The sequence below is a fragment of the Methylocystis heyeri genome (genome assembly GCF_004802635.2).
Classification (GTDB): domain Bacteria; phylum Pseudomonadota; class Alphaproteobacteria; order Rhizobiales; family Beijerinckiaceae; genus Methylocystis; species Methylocystis heyeri.
The window spans coordinates 899,125-918,819 of sequence record NZ_CP046052.1 but is presented as its reverse complement, the minus strand read 5'-3'; the positions used below and the strand labels follow the sequence as shown (position 1 = coordinate 918,819).

Annotated in this window: 19 protein-coding genes; 11 read left to right on the top strand and 8 right to left on the bottom strand. The window is 62.7% G+C overall.

Translation table 11 applies throughout. The features are described from left to right. Nucleotides 1-72: 72 nt before the first annotated feature. The 5 genes from H2LOC_RS04075 to H2LOC_RS04055 form a co-directional block, all read right to left on the bottom strand. Nucleotides 73-672: a polysaccharide biosynthesis/export family protein gene (locus H2LOC_RS04075; RefSeq protein WP_246206977.1), complete on the bottom strand. Its 600-nt coding sequence runs from the start codon at nt 670-672 to the stop codon at nt 73-75. A 153-nt stretch (nt 673-825) separates the two neighbouring features. Next, on the bottom strand, nt 826-1,524 hold the full coding sequence (locus H2LOC_RS04070; RefSeq protein ID WP_162009691.1) for a class I SAM-dependent methyltransferase: 699 nt from the start codon (nt 1,522-1,524) through the stop codon (nt 826-828). Between the two features lie 210 nt (nt 1,525-1,734). Next, nucleotides 1,735-2,547, bottom strand: coding sequence for an FkbM family methyltransferase (locus H2LOC_RS04065; RefSeq protein ID WP_136495220.1), 813 nt, complete (start codon nt 2,545-2,547; stop codon nt 1,735-1,737). A 242-nt stretch (nt 2,548-2,789) separates the two neighbouring features. Continuing rightward, nucleotides 2,790-3,722, bottom strand: coding sequence for a glycosyltransferase family 2 protein (locus H2LOC_RS04060; RefSeq protein ID WP_136495219.1), 933 nt, complete (start codon nt 3,720-3,722; stop codon nt 2,790-2,792). Between the two features lie 24 nt (nt 3,723-3,746). Continuing rightward, the gene (locus H2LOC_RS04055) at nt 3,747-4,571 is read right to left on the bottom strand and encodes a class I SAM-dependent methyltransferase (RefSeq protein WP_154331566.1); all 825 of its coding nucleotides are present in this window, start codon (nt 4,569-4,571) and stop codon (nt 3,747-3,749) included. Nucleotides 4,572-4,717: 146 nt separating this feature from the next. Here H2LOC_RS04055 and H2LOC_RS22050 point away from each other — a divergent pair, with 146 nt between their 5' ends. From H2LOC_RS22050 to H2LOC_RS04040, 5 genes are all read left to right on the top strand, one after another. After that, entirely contained in the window at nt 4,718-5,044 is a 327-nt protein-coding gene (locus H2LOC_RS22050; RefSeq protein ID WP_425487318.1) for a choice-of-anchor tandem repeat GloVer-containing protein, read from the top strand. An 8-nt stretch (nt 5,045-5,052) separates the two neighbouring features. After that, nucleotides 5,053-5,301, top strand: a complete 249-nt coding sequence (locus H2LOC_RS04050; protein WP_136495216.1) for a hypothetical protein — start codon at nt 5,053-5,055, stop codon at nt 5,299-5,301. Between the two features lie 226 nt (nt 5,302-5,527). Further along, nucleotides 5,528-5,662: a hypothetical protein gene (locus H2LOC_RS21890; RefSeq protein ID WP_281350548.1), complete on the top strand. Its 135-nt coding sequence runs from the start codon at nt 5,528-5,530 to the stop codon at nt 5,660-5,662. A gap of 91 nt (nt 5,663-5,753) precedes the next feature. After that, nucleotides 5,754-7,133 (top strand): choice-of-anchor tandem repeat GloVer-containing protein, encoded by a 1,380-nt coding sequence (locus H2LOC_RS04045; RefSeq protein WP_136495215.1) that lies wholly within the window; start codon nt 5,754-5,756, stop codon nt 7,131-7,133. Between the two features lie 65 nt (nt 7,134-7,198). Beyond that, nucleotides 7,199-8,578: a choice-of-anchor tandem repeat GloVer-containing protein gene (locus H2LOC_RS04040; RefSeq protein WP_136495214.1), complete on the top strand. Its 1,380-nt coding sequence runs from the start codon at nt 7,199-7,201 to the stop codon at nt 8,576-8,578. A gap of 128 nt (nt 8,579-8,706) precedes the next feature. On the opposite strand, the gene H2LOC_RS04035 is transcribed toward H2LOC_RS04040, so the two are convergent. Next, a protein-coding gene (locus H2LOC_RS04035) for an IS5 family transposase (RefSeq protein WP_425487302.1) occupies nt 8,707-9,464 on the bottom strand; the annotation gives its coding sequence in 2 pieces (ribosomal slippage) (nt 8,707-9,119 and nt 9,119-9,464; 759 coding nt in all). A gap of 72 nt (nt 9,465-9,536) precedes the next feature. On the opposite strand from H2LOC_RS04035, the gene H2LOC_RS04030 reads away from it, so the two are divergent. The 4 genes from H2LOC_RS04030 (at nt 9,537) to H2LOC_RS04015 (ending at nt 15,308) form a co-directional block, all read left to right on the top strand. After that, nucleotides 9,537-10,898: a choice-of-anchor tandem repeat GloVer-containing protein gene (locus H2LOC_RS04030; RefSeq protein WP_136495212.1), complete on the top strand. Its 1,362-nt coding sequence runs from the start codon at nt 9,537-9,539 to the stop codon at nt 10,896-10,898. An 85-nt stretch (nt 10,899-10,983) separates the two neighbouring features. Beyond that, nucleotides 10,984-12,348 carry a choice-of-anchor tandem repeat GloVer-containing protein gene (locus tag H2LOC_RS04025; protein WP_136495211.1) on the top strand — a complete coding sequence of 455 codons (1,365 nt, stop codon included), beginning with the start codon at nt 10,984-10,986 and terminating at the stop codon, nt 12,346-12,348. A 103-nt stretch (nt 12,349-12,451) separates the two neighbouring features. Beyond that, nucleotides 12,452-13,822, top strand: a complete 1,371-nt coding sequence (locus tag H2LOC_RS04020; RefSeq protein ID WP_136495210.1) for a choice-of-anchor tandem repeat GloVer-containing protein — start codon at nt 12,452-12,454, stop codon at nt 13,820-13,822. A gap of 103 nt (nt 13,823-13,925) precedes the next feature. Then, a complete protein-coding gene (locus tag H2LOC_RS04015; protein WP_136495209.1) occupies nt 13,926-15,308 on the top strand; it encodes a choice-of-anchor tandem repeat GloVer-containing protein in 1,383 nt (460 codons plus the stop codon). A 41-nt stretch (nt 15,309-15,349) separates the two neighbouring features. Here the strand turns inward: H2LOC_RS04015 and H2LOC_RS04010 are convergent, their stop codons facing one another. Beyond that, nucleotides 15,350-16,453, bottom strand: a complete 1,104-nt coding sequence (locus H2LOC_RS04010) for an FUSC family protein (protein ID WP_136495208.1) — start codon at nt 16,451-16,453, stop codon at nt 15,350-15,352. Nucleotides 16,454-16,759: 306 nt separating this feature from the next. Here H2LOC_RS04010 and H2LOC_RS04005 point away from each other — a divergent pair, with 306 nt between their 5' ends. Both H2LOC_RS04005 and H2LOC_RS04000 read left to right on the top strand, forming a co-directional pair. Continuing rightward, nucleotides 16,760-17,872, top strand: a complete 1,113-nt coding sequence (locus H2LOC_RS04005; protein ID WP_136495207.1) for a linear amide C-N hydrolase — start codon at nt 16,760-16,762, stop codon at nt 17,870-17,872. A 123-nt stretch (nt 17,873-17,995) separates the two neighbouring features. Continuing rightward, complete coding sequence (locus H2LOC_RS04000; RefSeq protein ID WP_136495206.1) at nt 17,996-18,550, top strand: DUF4142 domain-containing protein; 555 nt, start codon at nt 17,996-17,998, stop codon at nt 18,548-18,550. 85 nt (nt 18,551-18,635) lie between these two features. Here the strand turns inward: H2LOC_RS04000 and H2LOC_RS03995 are convergent, their stop codons facing one another. Continuing rightward, a complete protein-coding gene (locus H2LOC_RS03995) occupies nt 18,636-19,655 on the bottom strand; it encodes a sulfate ABC transporter substrate-binding protein (RefSeq protein WP_136495205.1) in 1,020 nt (339 codons plus the stop codon). Nucleotides 19,656-19,695: the final 40 nt, after the last annotated feature.

The following is a 19,695-nucleotide window of genomic DNA, read 5'->3' as shown; positions in this document are numbered from 1 at the left end:
CTGCATCCTTCGCATGAAACCTTCCGCCTCTCTGGAAGTTCATCCCAGCACAAGGCGCGATCGGATCAACAGCTAAAAAAACCGTTCGGGCACTTTGATCAGATCGCCGGGGAGCACCGGAACATTCGGCGCCAGCGAATATTCGTGAAACCCCGCCTCGCCTGAGTGCTGGATCAGGATTTTCGTGCGACTCGCGCGGTAGGTCGAGCCGCCGGCCAGAGTCGTTGCAGTTATTGCGTTGAGCCCACTCTCGAACGGATATTTTCCGGGCCTTGCGACTTCGCCGAATATGAAAAAGGGCCGAAAGCTCGCCACGTCGACCGTGACTTTGGGATCACGCAGATATTCGCTGCGAAATTTTTTGGCGAGCGCTTGTTCGAGCTGCGGCTTGCTCAAGCCCGACGCCTTTACGTTGCCGGCCAAGGGAAGCGACACATAACCGGCCGGATCGATCTCATATTCGCCGGAAAGACGATCTTCCCCGAAAACGGTGATCCGAATTTTTTCGCCCGCCTGCAAAGTGGGAGACGCTTCCACGGATTTGTTGAGCGCATCCAGTTCCTCGGGCGAAAGCGGGCCCAGGTTCGAAGTCGTATCGCACCCTGCGCATGTGAGACATATGAGCAGAACCGCGCCCCACAGCCTCGGGATTCTCATTTTTGAGAGCAGCATAAAGCCCGCACCTGTTTCGTAACGGCAGACAGGGTAAACGCGGCAAGACAAATAAGCATGAATTATGAACGGCATAGAGCAATGTTCAGCCCGGACAAATCGTCGCATGATATAACGCCGCGGCAGGAACCAACCCGCGCACTCGCAAACCGGTCATTGCGGCGATGGACGAGGCATATGAAACCTCGGCAGTTGCTTGCGCTTTCGAACCACCGCAATTGAATCGAAAAATTGCACGCTTTCTATCTCCGGCATGGACTCGGGCCTGTTCAACTCCGGATTGCGGTAATGCCTGTGCATCTCGTCGATTTTCTCCTTGAGAAACTCGACTGCCGTGCCCTGTTTCCTCAAGCCGCCTTCATATTCGGCCCAATAGGCGGTGTGCATATCCTCGATGATATAAAGCCCGCCTTCACTGAGGAGAGGAAACAGCGCATTGAAACTGGCGCGCTGGTGACTCGCTACGTGCGACCCGTCGTCCAGCACGACATCCAATCCGCCCATTTCAGCGACGACTTTCCGAAGGAAATCGGAATCGTCCTGAGAGCCGATCCGCACGCTGGCGAACTGGCCGTCGAAGGCCGCGCAGCGGCGATCGATATCTATGCCGAAGATCACCGCTCTTGGTCCAAAGAACTCTCGCCAGAGCTTGAGCGAGCCTCCCTTGCACACGCCGATTTCGAGCATTCTGACTTCCGTGCCGACCAACGGCCCGAGCAACTGATCATAGACCGCAAAATAGTGTGGCCATTTGTAAATCACGGGGCCGTCGTTCGCGAAGAAAATTTCCGCCGAACGCCCCCGATAAGCGGACTGAAAATCCTCGTCGCCTTTCGCGGCGAACGCCGGCATGCGCGGCGGCGAAACAGCGAACGAAGGCAAAGGAAGCCGCCGCCCCAGGCAGGACTCCACGAAGTGACGAAATGGAACGAAAAAACGGAGCGCGCCACGGATTCTTTGCATCGGTCCCCACGAAAAACCAGCTGCCCGAAGAAAAATATGAGCGGAATAAGCTCTTGTCTATAGCTGCGTTTCTGGCCGTCCCGCATCGTCCCGAAGTCGTCAGTAAGTGGCGTGCGTGTCGTACCAACCTCCGCCGGGGTAAAACAGCCGCCCGAGTATGCGCCCGGCCAATCGGCTCTTTACCGCCCTGAAGACGCCGGTATGAGGCCCGATCATGCCCACCTTCCAGTAGAATATCCTGTAAGCTCTGACCGCCTCGTCGAAACTGAGCCACCGCCCGGGCAGTTCCTCTCCGAACAGACCGCTGCAGCTCGCCCCGAATTCATACTGCACATATTTCCCCTCGCGCGCAGGCGTGGGGCATTTTTGCTTGTGCACGTTATTCTGCAAAACCCGTTTGAATTTCGTGTAGCCGAAGCTCTTGAGCAATTCGAGCTGAGCCTGCGTCGCCTCAAATGAGGTGGCGCTGGCCTCTACCGAAATATGTCTGGGCCTGCCGGATATCCCCTCCAGGCCCAGCAGGCACAGATGATCGTAACCCTCAATGTCGATCTTCATGTAATAGGGAACCCCAAACGAGGCGAATATCTCCTTCATCGTGGTCGCTTGGACCTCGATAACCCGCAGCGCGTGCCCCATCTCCTGGAATCTTTGCCTGGCTTCGGGCTCCGCCGTTCCCCAGAGGAGATTGTCATCGTCTATATAGAACTCGATCGTTCCCTGTGCTTCGCTCACAGCTCTGTTGACGATTTGCAACCGCCCGGATTCGATCTCGGACGCGAACCGCTTTTCGCAATGCGCCACGAGAGCCGGATTGGCTTCTATCCCGACGACATTGAATCCCTTTTTTAGATAGAAATCGCAATCGGCTCCCGTATGCATGCCGACGTCATAGATTAGCCTCTGATTCATCGACCGACGCCCTCAAGATGCCGAGCAGCGAATTGCGCAATTGCGTAACTCATCGCCAACCGTTGCGAAAGCCTGAAGGGAGAGAACGACCGTTTCGCAGATCGTGGCGTCATCCAGAACAACTCCCGACGCCGGCGGGTTTTCGAAAAGTCCACGGCCGGCGGCCATGCATCCGCGGGCGTCGGCGTCACTATGACGCAGCTCGCAGCATTGCAAACCCTCCCCGTCAGCACCGGATCGGTTTACGCATTCGAGCGAAGCGCCATTTTCACCAGCTCCTTCAATTTCCGCGGCATCTTTCGCGCTATCTGATTTCTGATCATCAGGCGTTCGAATCTCGCCTCCGAAGCAGGGTCGTTCTGGCTCCAGGCGAAAATGACCCGATGGATAAAATTCGAGCGATGAGCGCGCAGCATCTCTGCGCGAGCCGACTCATGCGCGGCAGGGAAATTTGCGATGAACTCGTCGAAAGCCGCGAACTGCTGCAGCCTCGACTCGTAATCCCAGTAGCGCCCGCCGCCGCTGTCGGTCAGATCGCTCGGCAAGCTCTCATTGTCGTAGGCGCTCGCGACGCCGAGGAAAACGGCTTGCCGTTCTTGCAGGAGCGCCGCAATGGCGCACAGCACCTGCGGGTAGCAGAACGCATCCGATTTTCGCTGCTCCACCCGCTTATGCAGCACGGGCAACAGCGGTCTGAACGCCTCGGCGCGATAGACCAGGCCGGGCGCGTGTCCTGAACACAGGATATATTCCGCCGGAAGGATCGTTCTATCGACCGATACGCCGCGATAGATCTGGCCGCCCAGCAAATAGATCGGACAGGCGAAATCCGGGCGTTTCTCCTGCAGGACGGCTTCGATCCTCTCGAGATTGGCCGTTTCAACCAGATCGTCGTCGCCCGTCGCCAGCAGATATTCGCTCGGGCACTGCTGTATCAGCCGGCAAAAGGATCGCGCGTAGCCGATATTGGTTTCATTCTTGAGATAGGAGAAACCGGGACGCTCCATGAATTTCGCTGCGACCGCGAGGGTCTGCGGATTATCGCCGTCGTCCACCAGCAACACGTTGAATCGTTCGGCTTCCAACCCGGCGGACAACTGATCGAGAAGCTCCTCGAGCTTCTTCGGCCTGTTGTAACTGGGAATGCCTATCGTCAGCAGGGGTTCGTTTCTCATCTCGAGCTCAACGCGCAGGGCGAACTAATTTTGAACCGCGGAAATCTTTCTTAAAAGATAATCCCAACGGGTCGCGCTTTCGCCCTCCCCGGCATCCTGGTGTATCTCGACATGCCTGTAATGCTCGATGGGTTCGAAACCGAATTGCCTCGCCAAATCGATGAACTCTCCCGGCGGGCTATAAAAAAGCTTCTTTGGAGCGACGACGAACGGCTCTTCGCCGACCAGCGCGAGAGCCACCTGTTTCAGCCTGGCCAAAAAGGCGTCCAGCCCCTGATTCTTCAAAACATAAAAAAGCCAGCCGGTTATCGAATCTCCGCAGTTTCTTCCCGCAAATTCATCGGAGTCGGGAAGCTCGCCGAGAAATAAGACGCAGCCCGGCTTCAATATCCGATTGAATTCCGCCAGCGCGGCTTTTGCGTCTTCGAGCGAACGCCCCGCGCCATGTATCACGCTGTTGCACACCGCCACATCGGCGAAGCCGTCCGGGAGGCCCGTCCTTTCCGCGGTTCCGAGTTCGATCGAGATAAGGCCGCTCCGCACCGCGGGATCGTCGAGGAGATGGGCGCGGACCCGCGACACCTCTTCTTTGGTGGGCAGGATGCCGATCAGTCTGCCCTTATAGGGATTGACGCCCATCTCGGCGGCGTAATGCAGCAGGAGGCCGTGACCGCAGCCGACGTCGACGACGCAGGAGGACTCGTTCAAGGGCAATTTGGCTATGATGTTTCTTGTCACAAAGCGGGTGAGGTCCGGCCGCCCGGTCCTGCCCGTCAGTTCGTTTATATCCTTTGATTTCGATTTGGCTCTGTAGACTTCAATGAGATTTGCCGCTTTATAAATCGCCATGTGTCTTGCTCCATGGACCTTTCGGCTGGAGGCGGATAAACGCGCCGGCGAGCAAGATACGGAATTGCTGTCTGTTCCTCAACGGCGAAGCCCTGCCCTCTCGATGCTTGCCCCTTTTCGGCGCCGGGATAACTGTACAGCCATAAATGCACTTTATTTCGGGAGCCCCGAATGAACATCCTCGACGCTTTCAGAGATCTGAACACACCGTCACTGGTTTCTTTTCTTATAGCGGCCGCCCCGTAGCGCTCTACGGCACGCCCCTGGCCGGAGGAGCCGGCCAAGGCGTCGTGTTCAAACTGACGCCGCAGGGCTCCGACTGCGCGCCCAGAGGTCAAAACCTCTGGTGCGAGACTGTGCTGCATGCCTTCGGCGGGAGCGACGGCTCAGGGGCAATCTCTGGATTAACGATGGATTCTTCCGGAACCTTGTACGGGACGACCCAGAGAGGGGGGCGCACGACAACGGCGTAGTCTTTTCTTTGACGCCGCCCGCTCCGCCCTCGACTCAATGGCTGGAGACGGTGCTTTACAGCTTCGCCGGCGGCCAGGACGCCGCAAACCCCACCTCCACACTGACGCTGATGGGCGGCGCGCTCAACGGCTCGGCTCTGAAGGGCGGAGGAACCGGCTGTGGCGGTTCGAACCTCGGCACGGTCTTCACGCTGCAATGCGCCAAGGCGGCGCGGGAGGTGTTCGGCGGAGCCCAGCACGCGGCCTGCGCGCGATAGCGCCGGGCGGCCCCGCCCGGGATCGCCTCCCTGAAAAACTGTGCGGCGTTCGAGCCGGCGTCGGAACTTCCCTTGCAGTTATTTCCGCGCCCTCTCGGTAACAGCTCCTCCGCTCGGCTCGTAAGGGATGCGAGTGGAGCGTTCTGCGGCGTGGCCTTGCGTCAGGCCGACGATCGGTTCCGACAATTCCGAGGCCCGGCGTTTCGAACGCTCAATGGGGACGCGCATGAATATCCCGCGAAATTTCAGACCTTATGCCTGTCTGTCGCTAGCGTCGCTCGTCATCGCCGTCGCGCTGCAATGCGCCAAGGCGACAAGGGAAGTGTTCGGCGGCGCGCAACGCGCGGCCTGCGCGCAGTAGCGGATTCTCGCGTTCCCCTTCCGAGCTTGCGCCCTTCGCCGCGCTGGGCTAGCCCAAATTCTATTATTTCGCTTAGTTCCCGGAGCCATCGATGAACATTCGCAGCGCTTTCAGACTACCGAGTCATCCGTCTCTGGCCGCCCTCCTTATTGCCGGCGCGACAGTGCCCGCGCTGGCCCAGACCTGGCCGCCGGCGCCGCTCAGCGAGGCGACGATCTACAGCTTCGCGGGGAGCGCCGACGGGGCTAGGCCGGAATTTGTCACGCTGCTGCCCGACAGCAAAGGCGCGCTCTATGGGACCACCACTTTCGGCGGCGACGGCGGCGGTACGGTGTTCAAGCTGACGCCGCCGGCGCTCGGACAAAGCCGGTGGACCAAGACCACACTCTACAGTTTCTCCATTACGGTCCCCGACGCCGGCTACAACCCCAACTCCGGGCTCGCGAGGGATGCTGGCGGCGCGCTCTACGGCATGACGGAGATGGGAGGCGCCAAGGGCATTGGCGTCGCCTTCAAGCTGGCCCCGCCGGTCCCGCCCTCGACCCAGTGGAGCTACACCAAGATTCACGACTTCGACCAGTCTACGGGGAGCACCCCTTACGGCGCCCCCATATTCGACGGCGCCGGGGCGCTGATCGGCTCCACCGTCTCCGGCGGGGCCGGTGGGGGCGGCACGATATACAAGCTCACCCCGCCGAGTTCTCCGGGCAGTCAATGGACCGCCGCGACGCTCTACAATTTCACCGGCGGCGCCGATGGCGGCAGTCCCGCTTCGACGCTCATGGTCGACACCGGCGGCGCGATCTACGGCACGGCTTCGGGCGGCGGCAGCGGCGGCAACGGGGTCGCCTTCAAGCTGACCGCGGCCGGCTCCAACTGCACGCCTATATCCCCCAGTCTCTGGTGCGAGACCGTGCTTCACGCCTTCAACGGCAACGACGGCTCGCATCCCGACAGCGGTCTCGTCCTGGATAACGCCTCCGGCGTCCTCTATGGGACGACCCCAGATGGAGGCGCGAATGGCAAGGGCGCCGTCTATTCGTTGACGCCCCCCATTTCCCTCTCGATCCAATGGGTGGAGGAGACGCTCTACAGCTTCTCGGGCGGCCAGGACGGCGTCAACCCACACTCTCCCCTGGCGCTCATGGGCGGCTCGCTCTATGGCGCGACCCTTTATGGCGGCGGAACCGGCTGCGGCAGCGGCTGCGGCGTTCTGTTCGAGCTCGTGCCGCCGGTCGCGCCCGCCCTGAGCTGGTCCGAGAACATCCTGTATCGCTTCACCGGCGGCTCCGACGGCTCCTGGCCGGAAGGCGGCCTGATATTCAATGCGCGCGGCTTCGGCTCCGGCTCCGCGATCTATGGCGTCGCCAACTACGGCGGCTCGGGCTTCGGCGCGGTCTTCACGCTCCAATGCGCCAGATCGGCAAGGGAAGTGTTCGGCGGCGCCCAGCACGGGGCCTGCGCGCAGTAGCGCATCCGCGGCGCCTTCCGCTCCACAGGTTCATATTTTTGCGTCTTTAATTCCTGGAGATCCCAATGAACATTCGCAACGCTTTCAGGTTCTCGAGAAAAAAACTGCCGCTGGCCGCCGTTCTGGTCGCCGGAGCCGCCAACCCGGTCCTGGCCCAGACCTGGCCCCCGACTCCTCTCAGCGAGACCGCGCTGTACAGCTTCACCGGCTCCGCCGCCGGCGGCTCCCCTGGACTTGTCACGCTGCTGGCCGACAGCAAGGGCGCGCTCTACGGGACCACATTGGCCGGCGGCGCCAACGGAAATGGCGTGGTGTTCAAGCTGGCCCCGCCGGCGTTCGGCAAGAGCCAATGGACCGAGAGCGTGCTGTACAGCTTTTCGGCCTCCGACGGCGCCGGCCCCTATTCGGGGCTCGTCAGGGATTCGGTCGGGGCGCTCTATGGGGTGACGCAACTGGCGCCGGGAACAGCCAATCTCGGCGCCGCTTTCCGGCTGACCCCGCCGGTTTCGCCCTCCACGCAATGGAGCTACGCCAGGATTTACGACTTCGCCCTGGCCACAGGAGCGGATCCGTATGGCCCTCCGGTATTCGACAACATGGGAGCGCTGATCGGCGCAGCCCGCTACGGCGGCTACTATAACGGCGGCACGATTTACAAGATCACGCCGCCGGCTTCGGCCGGGGCGCCTTGGACCGGCGCGGCGCTTTACAATTTCACCGCCGGCGCCGACGGCGCCAATCCCCAGTTTCTCTCCGCCGACAGCAATGGAACGATCTACGGCACGACCCAGGGGGGCGGCTCCGGCGGCAAGGGGGTGGTGTTCAAGCTGACGCCTTCAGGCGCCAATTGCACGCCCGTATTTCCCAACCTCTGGTGCGAGACTGTGCTGTACAAATTCAGCGGGACCGACGGCGCGGCGCCCCTGGCCGGGCTCTCGATGGATTCCTCCGGGACCTTGTATGGGACGACCTCGGCGGGAGGCGCGCATAATCTGGGCGTCGTTTTTTCGTTGACGCCGCCGATTCCGCCCTCGACCCAATGGCAGGAAACGGTGCTTTACAGCTTCGCAGGAGGCCAGGACGCCGCAACCCCATACTCCCCGGTGACCCTGATGGGCGGCTCGCTTTATGGCGCCACCTATAACGGCGGCGGAACCGGCTGCGGCGGCCTCGGCTGCGGCGCGCTGTTCCAACTCGCGCCACCCGTGGCTCCCGCGACGCGCTGGACCGAGAATATCCTCTACCGTTTCGCCGCCGGCGGCGATGGCGGTTTTCCGCAAGGCGGCCTGATTTTCAACGAGCTTCGCTTCGGCGCTGGCCTGGCGGCATACGGCGTCACGAACGTCGGCGGGACTTCGAACGCCGGCGTGGTCTTCGCGCTGCAATGCGCGAAGGCGACGCGAGAAGTGTTCGGCGGCGCCCAACACGCGGCGTGCACGCCATAGGGCGACGCCAGCATTCGCGGTCGGCTTACGACTTCTACGCGGCTGCGCTAGTGGAACAGTAATATTTGCGCTTAATTCCGGGAGTTTTCAGATGAGCCTTTGCGACGATTTCAGACTAGGGCCCAGACTCATAACCAATAGCTGACAGTGGCAGCGAGGCAAACGGCGGCGAGGAAATTGACGGCGTTTCTGTCGTAGCGCGTCGCCACGCGTCTAAAATCCTTTAAACGGCAGAACATGCGCTCGATGGCGTTGCGGTTTCGATAGAGGAGCGGCGAAAAGCAGTTCTTCCATTTGCGGTTGGCCTTGGGCGGAATATTCGGCAGTGCGCCGCCGTCCTCGATCCTACGGCGGATGGCGTTGCTGTCGTATCCCTTGTCGCCGTGGAGGACTTCGCAAGGCGGAAGATGGGCAAGAAGTTCCGCGCCCGCTGTGCAATCGGCGACGTTTCCGGCTGTGAGCATGAAAGCTATGGGTCGACATTGCGCGTCGGTCAGCGCGTGGATTTTCGTTGTGCGTCCACCGCGCGAGCGGCCGATGGCCTGATTTTTCTCCCCCCTTTGCCGCCGCTGGCCGAGCGATGCGCTTTCACCGCCGAGGAGTCGATGAGAACTTCCGTCGGCGGCCCGCCGGCTTGAGCGAGTGCATGGAACAAGTCGACCCAGACGCCCTTGGCGGCCCAACGGACATAGCGATTATAAAGTGTCTTTTTGGGCCCGTATTCCGGCGGTGCGTCGACCCAGCGCCCGCCGGATTTGAGCACTTGGACGATGCCGCTGATGACCCTGCGGTCGTCGACCCGCGCCTTGCCGCGCGTGTCAGTGGGAAGATGTGGCGCAATCTTCGAAAACTGCGCATCTGTCAGCCAGAATTGATCGCGAATCATCGGCGCTTCCTTTCGGAAGCCCTGAATCACAACCCGCTCTTTACGCCAAGCACTTTATGGGTCTGGACCCTAATGCGCGCGCCGCTGGCGGCCTCAATTCTCGCCGCCGCAGCGAGCGGCCACGCCTTGGCCCAGACCTGGCTGCCCGCCCCTTTCAGCGAGGCGACGATTCACAGCTTCAACATCAACTCCGACGGCGGCGTTCCCGGGTATGTCACACTGCTGGCCGACAGCACGGGCGCTCTCTACGGGACGACCCATAACGGCGGCCCGGGCGCGCAGGGCACGGTGTTCAAGCTGACGCCTCCGGCGCCCGGAAAGAGCCAGTGGACCCAGACCACGGCATACAGCTTCGCGGGGGGCTCCGACGGCGGCAACCCCTACTCGGGGCTTACGAGGGACTACAGCGGCGCCCTCTATGGCGTGACGACAACGGGAGGCGCCAACAACGATGGCGTCGCCTACAAGCTGACCCCGCCGGCTCCGCCCTCGACGCAATGGAGCTACGCCAAGATCTACGACTTCAACCAGTCTACGGGCGCGTGGCCTAACGGCGCCCCCATATTCGACGGCGCAGGGGCGCTCATAGGAACCACCTACGGCAGCGGCGCATCCGGTTTCGGCGCGATTTACAGGCTCACGCCGCCGACCTCTTCAGGCGGGCAGTGGACCGGCGCCACACTTTATACTTTCGCCGGAGGCGCCGACGGCGGCTCCCCCGCTTCAACCCTCGTGGTGGACACCAGCGGAGCGATTTACGGCACCACATTGGCCGGAGGCGCCGGCGGCAAGGGGGTTGCGTTCAAACTGACGCCGTCCGGAACCAATTGCGCGCCCGTCTCCCCAAACCTGTGGTGCGAAACTGTGCTGCACGCCTTCGGCGGCAGCGACGGCGCCTCGCCGTATGCCGGTCTCATCTTGAACGGCGCGTCCGGCGCCCTCTATGGGACGACCTCATCAGGAGGCGCCCATAACCTGGGCGTGGTGTATTCCCTGACGCCTCCCGTTCCGCCCTCGACCCAATGGCTCGAGACGGTGCTGTACAGTTTCGCCGGCGGCCAGGATGGGGCAAACCCATACGCTCCTTTGACCCTGTTGGGCGGCTCGCTATATGGCGCGACCACTGCGGGTGGCGGAACCGGCTGCGCGGGGGGCTTGGGCTGCGGAGCGCTGTTCCAGCTTTCGCCGCCGGCCGCCCCCACATTCCACTGGACGGAGAACATCCTTTATGGTTTCACGGGCAACTCCCCGGACGGCAGCTTTCCTCAAGGCGGGCTGATTTTCAACGCGCTGCCTTACGGATTCGGCCTGGCGGTCTATGGCGTCTCCGCCTCAGGCGGCACTTCGGGCGTCGGCACGGTTTTCTCGCTGCAATGCGCCAAGCCGGCGCGAGAGGTCTTCGGCGGCGCCCAGCATGCGGCGTGCGGCCCGTAATAGTAGGGCGCAAGCCACGCTTGCGCCTTTCGCCGCGCCGCGCTAGCAAAATAATCATATTTCATGCTCAGTTGCGGGGATATCCATGAACATAGGCATTCACGGCAGACATCTGCGGATGGTTTGCAGTCTCGTTATGGGCGCGCCCGCCCCAGTTCTGGCCCAGACCTGGCCGCCGGCCCCGTTCAGCGAGGCGACGCTTCACAGCTTCGCCGGCTCCGATGGCGCAACCCCGGAATTCGTGACGCTGCTGGCCGACGACAAGGGCGCGCTCTACGGGACGACCTATAGCGGCGGCAGCGGTAGCGGCGCGGTGTTCAAGCTGACGCCGCCGGTGTTCGGCGCGAGCCAATGGACCGAAACCGTGCTTTACAAATTTTCGGGCTCGGACGGCGCAAACCCCAGTTCCGGGCTAATCAGGGATTCGCACGGATCGCTCTATGGAGTGACCCAAGGGGGCGGCGCACACAACCTTGGCGCCGCTTTCAAGCTGACCCCGCCGGTTTCTCCTTCGACCCAATGGAGCTATACCAAGATTTACGACTTCAGCGCGCCTAACGGAGACGTCCCTTACAACGCCCCCATATTCGACGGCTCCGGGGCGCTGATAGGCGCCGCCAGCAACGGCGGCGCCTATGGGGGCGGCACGATATACAAGCTCACGCCGCCGGCCTCGCCGGGCAGTCAATGGACCGCCGCGGCGCTTTACAATTTCGTCGGCGCAGCCGATGGCCGCATTCCCTATACGACGCTGCTGGTGGACACCGACGGAGCGATCTACGGCACGGCGGAGTATGGGGGCGCCAACAATTTTGGGGTGGTGTTCGCGTTGACGCCGCCCGGCGCCAATTGCACGCCCGCCTCCCCAAACCTCTGGTGCGAGACCGTCCTGCACAGTTTCAACGGGGGCGACGGCGCACTACCCGTAAGCGGTCTTATCCTGGATAGCGCCTCCGGCGCCCTCTATGGGACGACGCAGATGGGAGGCGCATACAACCAGGGCGTGGTGTATTCCTTGACGCCGCCGACCCCGCCCTCGACCCAATGGCTCGAGACGGTGCTCCTCAGCTTCGCCGGCGGCCAGGATGGCGCTAACCCGTACCCGCCGCTGATCCAGAAGGGAGGCTCGCTCTATGGCGCGACTTTTGCCGGCGGCGGAACCGGCTGTGGGGGTTTCGGTTGCGGCACGCTGTTTGAACTCGCGCCCCCCAACCCGCCCACGCTGCGCTGGACAGAGAATATTCTTTACCGTTTCACCGGCGGCTCCGACAGCGGCAATCCGACCGGCGGACTGATTTTCAACGAACTCCACTTCGGCTCCGGTTCCAGTATTTACGGCGTCGCGTCTGGCTTCAACACTGCGGGCAATGGTTCTGTTTTCGCATTGCAATGCGCCAAGGCGGCGAGAGAAGTGTTCGGCGGCGCGCAGCACGCGGCCTGCACGCAGTAGGGCATCGTCGGCGGCGCTCCCCCCGGATCCGCGCCGTTGTTGCGCATGCCGCCGCCCTACGCTAACCGAACCGGTATATTTTCACCGAATTCCGGGAGATTCCATGGATATCCACAACGGGTCGATTCTGCGCACGCTACGGCTGGCCTCTCTTCTCGTCGCCGGAGCGAGCCCCGCTTTGGCGCAGACCTGGCCGCCAGCGCCGTTCAGCGAGTCGACGCTCTACAGCTTCGCCGGCGCCCCCGACGGCTCCATGCCCGCAAATGTCACGCTGTTGACCGATAATACGGGCGCGCTCTATGGGACGACTTTCTACGGCGCTACGGGCGATCTCGGCACGGTTTTCAAGCTGACGCCGCCGGCGCCCGGAAAGAGCCGGTGGACTGAGACTCTGCTTTACAGCTTCACCGGCGGTTCCAGCGGCGCCAATCCTAATTCGGGGCTCGTCCGGGACTCGCACGGAGCGCTCTATGGCGTGACCGTCAATGGAGGCGCAAACCAATCGGGCGTCGCGTACAAGCTGACCCCGCCGGTCCCGCCTTCGACGCAATGGAGCTACGCCAAGATTTACGACTTCGACCCGTACAGCATGCCTTTGGCCACCCCCATGTTCGACGGAGCCGGGGCGCTGATCGGCGCCAACGCTTCCGGCGGCATCGGCGGTTTCGGCACGATTTACAAGCTCACGCCGCCGCCCTCTTCGGGCGGTCAATGGACCGGCTCCGCGCTTTACAGTTTTACCGGCGGTGCAGATGGCGGTTATCCCAATTCGACGCTCGCCCTCGGCGCCGACGGAGCGATCTACGGCACGGGGCAGTTAGGCGGCGTCAAGAACAATGGGGTCGTGTTCAAGCTGATCCCGTCCGGCACAAATTGCACGCCCGTTTCCCCAAACCTCTGGTGCGAGACCGTGCTTTATACTTTCACGGGGAGCGACGGCGCGCAGCCCCAGACCGGTCTCGTCCTGAACAACGCCTCCGGCGTACTCTATGGCGCGACCCAACTCGGAGGCGCAAACAACCTGGGCGTGGTGTTTTCCTTGACCCCGCCCGTGCCGCCCTCGACCCAATGGCAGGAGACGGTGCTGTACAGTTTCGCCGGCGGCCAGGACGGCGCAAACCCCGTCTCCGACCTGACGATGATGGGCGGCGCGCTCTATGGCTCAACCATTCATGGCGGCGGCGGCTCCTGCAACGGTGGTTGCGGCACACTGTTCCAGCTGCTGCCGCCCGCGGCCCCTGCAATGCATTGGACAGAGAACGTCCTCTATCGCTTCACCGGGAACTCCGATGGCGGCTGGCCGCAAGGCGGCCTGACATTCAACGCGCTGCCTTTCAGCTTCGGCCTCGCGGTCTATGGCGTCACCGGCTACATCGGCGGCGCCTCGCGCTTCGGCGCGGTGTTCACGCTGCAATGCGCCAAGGCGACGCGGGAGGTGCTCGGCGGCGCCCAGCATACGGCCTGCGTGCAGTAGGGCATCGCCCGCGCCCGTTTGCGCCGAGGTTGCGCCCGTCGCCGCGCTGGTCTAGCTCAATAGGAATATTTCGCTTTTATTCTGGGATGCGGGAGATGCGGGAATGAACATGCGCCGGAGTTTCAGACATTCGCGCACGCTGCTGCTGGTTTCCTTCCTCATGGCCAGCGCGACCGCGCCGGTCCTCGCCCAGACCTGGCCGCCGGCGCCTTTCAGCGAAGCCACGCTTTACAGCTTCACCGGCGGGGCCGACGGCGGAGGCCCGAGCTATGTGACGCTGCTGGCCGACGACAGGGGCGCTCTCTACGGTACGACTGGCGGCGGCGGTGCTGGGGGAAGCGGCACGGTGTTCAAGCTGACCCCGCCGGCGCCCGGCAAAAGCCAGTGGACCGAGACCGTGCTTTACAGCTTTTCGGGGGCCGACGGCGCCGGACCTTCTGCCGGACTCGTCGCGGACCCGAGCGGAGCGCTCTACGGCGCGACCTCCGGCGGAGGCAACGACAATAATGGGGTCGCTTTCAAGCTGACCCCGCCGCTGCAGCCCTCGCAGCCATGGACTTACACACAGATTTACACCTTTCCCCCGACCTATCCCACAACCACTCCTTCCGGCGCCGCCGTGCTCGACGGCGCCGGGGCCCTCATCGGCAGCGTCATCACCGGCGGCGCCTATGGTTTGGGAGCCATTTATAAGCTCACGCCGCCGGCCTCTTCGGGTGGTCAATGGACCGGAGCCATTCTTTACAGTTTCACCGGCGGAGCCGACGGCTCCAATGCTTGGACGACTCTCCTCGTCGATTCCAGCGGGGCGATCTACGGAACGACCACGCTCGGAGGCGCCGGCGACAAGGGGGTCATATTCAAACTGACGCCGCCCGGCCCCGATTGCACGCCCATATCCCCAAACCTCTGGTGCGAGACCGTACTCCACGCTTTCAACGGGAGCGACGGCGCGCGGCCGAGGAGCGGTCTCACCAGAGATTCATCCGGGATGTTTTATGGGACGACCACAGCGGGAGGCGCGGCAGGCAATGGCGCCGTCTATTCTTTGGCGCCGCCCGTCCCACCCTCGACACAGTGGCAGTATACGGTGCTTTACAGCTTCGACGGCGGTGGAGACGGCGCGGCGCCATACGCTCCGCCGACATTGAAGGGCGGCTACCTGTATGGCGCGACTTCCGCTGGCGGCGGCACAGGCTGCGGCGGAGCCGGCTGCGGAACGCTGTTCGAACTCAGGCCGCCCGCCGCCCCTTCCTCGCCATACTGGACCGAAAATATCCTCTATCGTTTCAGCGGCGCCGCCGACGGCGCCTTTGCGGGCGGCGGCCCGACTTTCAACGCGCTCCACTTCGGCTCCGGCCTAGCGATCTATGGCGTCACGAGCCAGGGCGGCGCTTCGGGAAAGGGCACGGTCTTCACGCTGCAATGCGCCAAGGCGGTGCGGGAGGTCTTCGGCGGCGGGCTGCACGCGGCCTGCGGGCAATAGCATTTTCGGCCCTGGCGAAAACTGTGCGCCCATGACCGCCCTTATCCTCCGTGCGCCGTCTTCCTTACGCAAGCATCGATGTCCTGGAGATTTTGCCGCAGCTGCTCGATCGCAAAACCCAGGGCGAAGAGGCTCTCGAGTTCCGCTACCGACAGGCCGCGCGTGAGCCCTTCGTTGCGAACCGCGGCCAATGCCTGCGCGAAACGATCCATGGCGGCTGCGGCCTCGCCCAGCGCGCTTTCCGCTCGACGCCGCGAGAGCAGCGCTTTTCCACATTGGCGAAGATGATCCGCTGCGGTTTCGGCCACGCGCGCGAGCGCGGGCCCGAGCCGCAGCTGGAGTTCCTCGGGAAGCGGCCGCGAGGCTGCCCGCCCGATCATCACCATGTCGTGGCGCAGCCGCAGCAGCGCAATCAGCAGAGGTCGGTTCTCCGGGCCGCCGGCAAGAAAACTTATCTGTTCGTGCTTCGCCTCGGCAGCTGCGGCGTCCAACCGGACATAGGCTGCGCCGATCCTCTCATGAATGCGGCTGACTGCGGCTGCATCGCGGTCTTGCGTAAACCCCGAGAACAGTTCCGGTAGAGATTGCGCCGCAAGATCGAGCATCGACGCCGCGGCCTTGATCACGAATGAATGGGCGCGGGTCGGCAGCACCAGCAGAGAAGCAGCCAGCGCGACCAAACCTCCGACCGCCACTTCGAGCACGCGATAGACCGCTGATTCGATGGGCGTCACATGGGCGAAGGCGGGAACCAGAACCACCAGCACGCCGGTGAATGTGGCGGCGCTGAAGCTGGAGTTGATCGCCGCGAGCAGCGCCAGCGGCGCGACGATCATCGCAAGAACGCCCGCGAGAGCGGGCTCTGTCGTGTGCGGAACCAGCGCGGCGACGGCTCCAGCGTAAACTGCGCCGAAGAGCGTGCCCGCCAGATAGTCGAAGGTCGCCTTCAGCGATTTCCCGAAATTTATCTGGGTCAGAACGACGGCCGTCAGCACTGTCCACAAGGGCAGAGGGATTTTCAGGAGATTGGAGAGAGCAAAGGCCGACACGGCGGCGACGGTCACCCTGATCGAGAGCCTCATCTCCGCTTTGCGCTTCTTCAGCTGCGTGCGAAGCGACCTCCCTGCGACTGCGAGGCGACCCATGAGGAGTTCCTGAGAAGAGACTGCGGGACTGCTGCGCCCTCGCCTCCTATACAATGGCGAAGGTCGCCAACGCTACCGGACAGGCCGAAGCCGGTCGCGCTTCGAGGATCGGGGATAAAGTGTCTTGTTTTGCGCAACGAAACTGCGTCGCACTGTTCCCGCTTCGAAAACCGCCCGTTAAGTCCAAACGCGTCTTTGTCTGGCGCAGCGGGCTCGACCGCTTATAATCCAAAGCCTTAGCTGAAACTGCGTTCGACCCCGCAAATCGCCTCTTCGGCCGACCGCCTTCCTTGAAAGGGGGCACCCATGACTCTTCGTCGCCATAAAAAATCCGCTCTCGCCAAATTCGCTGTTTTTATCCTCGCGGGCCAACTCGCCGCCCTGCCCGCCGCGCAGGCGTGCACGAGCTTTCTCATCAAGGCCGCCGACGGTTCGCCCGTCTATGGCCGCACCATGGAATTCGGCTTTCAGCTCCATTCCGAAGCGATCGTCATTCCCCGCCAGTTCACGCTCGCGGCGACCGGCCCAGGGGGAAAACCGAGCTGGAACTGGAAGACGCGCTACGCCGCTGTTGGTCTCAGCGCCTTCGGACAGCCGGTGATCACGGACGGGATGAATGAAAAAGGCCTTGGCGGCGGAATACTCTATTTCCCCGATTACGTGGGCTACGCCGACCCCGCTACGGCCGATTCCGCCCATGCGCTGGCGCCCTGGGATTTCCTCACCTGGGTGCTGACCAATTTCGCGACAGTCGCGGAAGTGAAGGCGGCTCTCGCCGAAATTTCCATCATCGGCATAACCGAGCCGACCCTCGGCATCACGCCGCCGTTCCATTATACGCTGCACGACGCCGGCGGCTCATCGCTGGTGATCGAGCCCGTCGGCGGCAAGCTCAAGGTCTATGACAATCCGCTCGGCGTCCTGACCAATTCCCCGACATTCGATTGGCACATGACCAATCTGCGCAACTATGTGAAGCTGTCGCCGGTCAACGCCGAACCGCTGAAGATCGATGGAGAGACGATCTCCTCTTTCGGCCAGGGCTCCGGCCTGCTCGGCATTCCGGGCGATCCGACGCCGCCGTCACGCTTCGTGCGCGCTCTCGGCTTCGCACTTTCCGCCAAGCCCCGGCCCGACGGAGCTCAGACAGTGCGTCTCGCCGAGCACATCCTCAATAATTTCGACATCCCTGTCGGCTTCATTCAACCCGATGCGAGCGATAAAGCAGCGCCTCTGGAATTCACGCAGTGGACTGCGATCGCGGATCTCAGGGGCAAGCGCTATTACGTCAAGACCTACGACAACCAGATGCTGCGTCACATCGATTTCTCGTCTTTCGACCTCAACGCCAAGAGCATCCGCGTCGCCCCCCTCGAGCCCGAGTCGAGCGTACCGGCGCTGCAATTCCGAAAACGCTGAAGTCGGCGCCCGACCACCGGGCTCCCCATCCGCAAATCGAATCATGAAAGATCTGCCGATCAGGAACCTGCGGGGCCGCGCGCGGGTTCCTGATCGGGCCGGGGAGCGAGCGTGGAGCCAAATATGAGAATGCTGATCGCTTCAAGCGCGGTGCTTGCGATAGTCGCCTGCGGTGCGGTCCAGGCCCAGACACAGACGCGTGAATTCCCTTCGACCGCGCCCACGACCCAGATGGAGCGCGTGACGACGCCGGAGTTCATCAACAAGGCGTGGAACATAAACAGCTTCGAAATCCAGGCCGGCCAGGAGGCGGAAAACAGGGCGACGGACGCCGCTTTCAAGGAATACGCTCGCATGATCGTGGCCGATCACACCAAGATGCAGGATCAGCTGAAGGCCGACGCGGAAAAGATCCGCGGCCACGAATGGCCGACCAGACTGGACAGCGAGCACGAACAGAACCTGCAGCAGCTCAAATCCGCGAGCGGCGCCAATTTCGAGCAGCAGTTCAAGACGCAGCAGATCCAGGGACACGAACGGGCGTTGCGACTGTTCCAGAGCTACGCCGCCAATGGCGACAATCCCGAACTGAAATCCTGGGCGCAGGCCTCTGTCACCACATTGCAGCGCCATTTCGATCGCGCGCACGATCTGCCGAAGGCGGGCGGAGTCATGTAGCTCGGTCTTCTGCTTTGAAGCCAAGGCGCCCCGCACGCGGGGCGTTTTTCATTGCGGCGCCCGCCGGTCTCGGCTCGCGGCGCGATCATCGCTTCTGCATGTCGTCGAAAATCGCGCCGTCGACGAAGAATTTTTTCTGCGCCGCGGGCCAGCCGCCGAAAGTTTGGTCGATGGTGACGAGCTCCAGCTTATGGAAACGGTCGAGATCGTCTTTGCCGGCATATTCCGGGAGCGAGGGGCGGTAGCCATATTTGGCGATCAGCGCCTGCGCCGTCGGGGAATAGAGGAAATTCAGATAGGCCTCGGCCGCCTTGCGCGAGCCCTTGGCGTCCACATTGCCGTCGACGAGGGCGACCGCCGGCTCGGCGAGGATGGAAAGAGACGGAACAACAATCTCGAACTTGTCGGCGCCGAATTCCTCGAGCGCCAGAAACGCCTCGTTCTCCCAGGTGATGAGCGCATCGCCGATGCCGCGCTGCGCGAAGGTCGTCGTCGAGCCGCGCGCGCCCGAGTCGAGAACCGGCGCGTTGTTGTAGATCGCCTTCACCAGCTCTTTGGTTTTCGCCTCGTCGCCTCCGAATTTTTTCAACCCAAAGGCCCAGGCGGCGAGAAAATTCCACCGCGCCCCGCCGCCAGTCTTGGGGTTGGGCGCAACCACGGCGACGCCGGGCTTTCCGAGATCGTCCCAGTCCTTGATCGCCTTGGGATTGCCCTTGCGCACCAGAATAACGATGGTCGAGGCATAGGGCGAAGAATTATGCGGCAGCCGCTTCTGCCAATCCGCCGGAATCTTTCCCGTCTTGCTGGCGATGGCGTCGATGTCATTGGCGAGAGCGAGCGTCACGACATCGGCCGGAAGGCCGTCGATGACCGCGCGGGCCTGGGCGCCCGACCCGCCATGCGAGGCCTGGATCTGAATGTCCTCCCCGGTCTTCTTCTTCCATTCGGCGGAGAACGCCTTGTTCACGGCTTTGTAGAGCTCGCGCGTCGGATCATAGGAGACATTGAGAAGGGACTGGCCGAGTGCTGCGCTGCCTGCGGCCACGCAGGCGGCGAGGGTGATGGCCAACAAGCGGGCGCGCTTGTCGAAAAGGCGGGACGGCATGGTGGTTCCTCAATATTGAACCGACGCAAACTACAAAGTC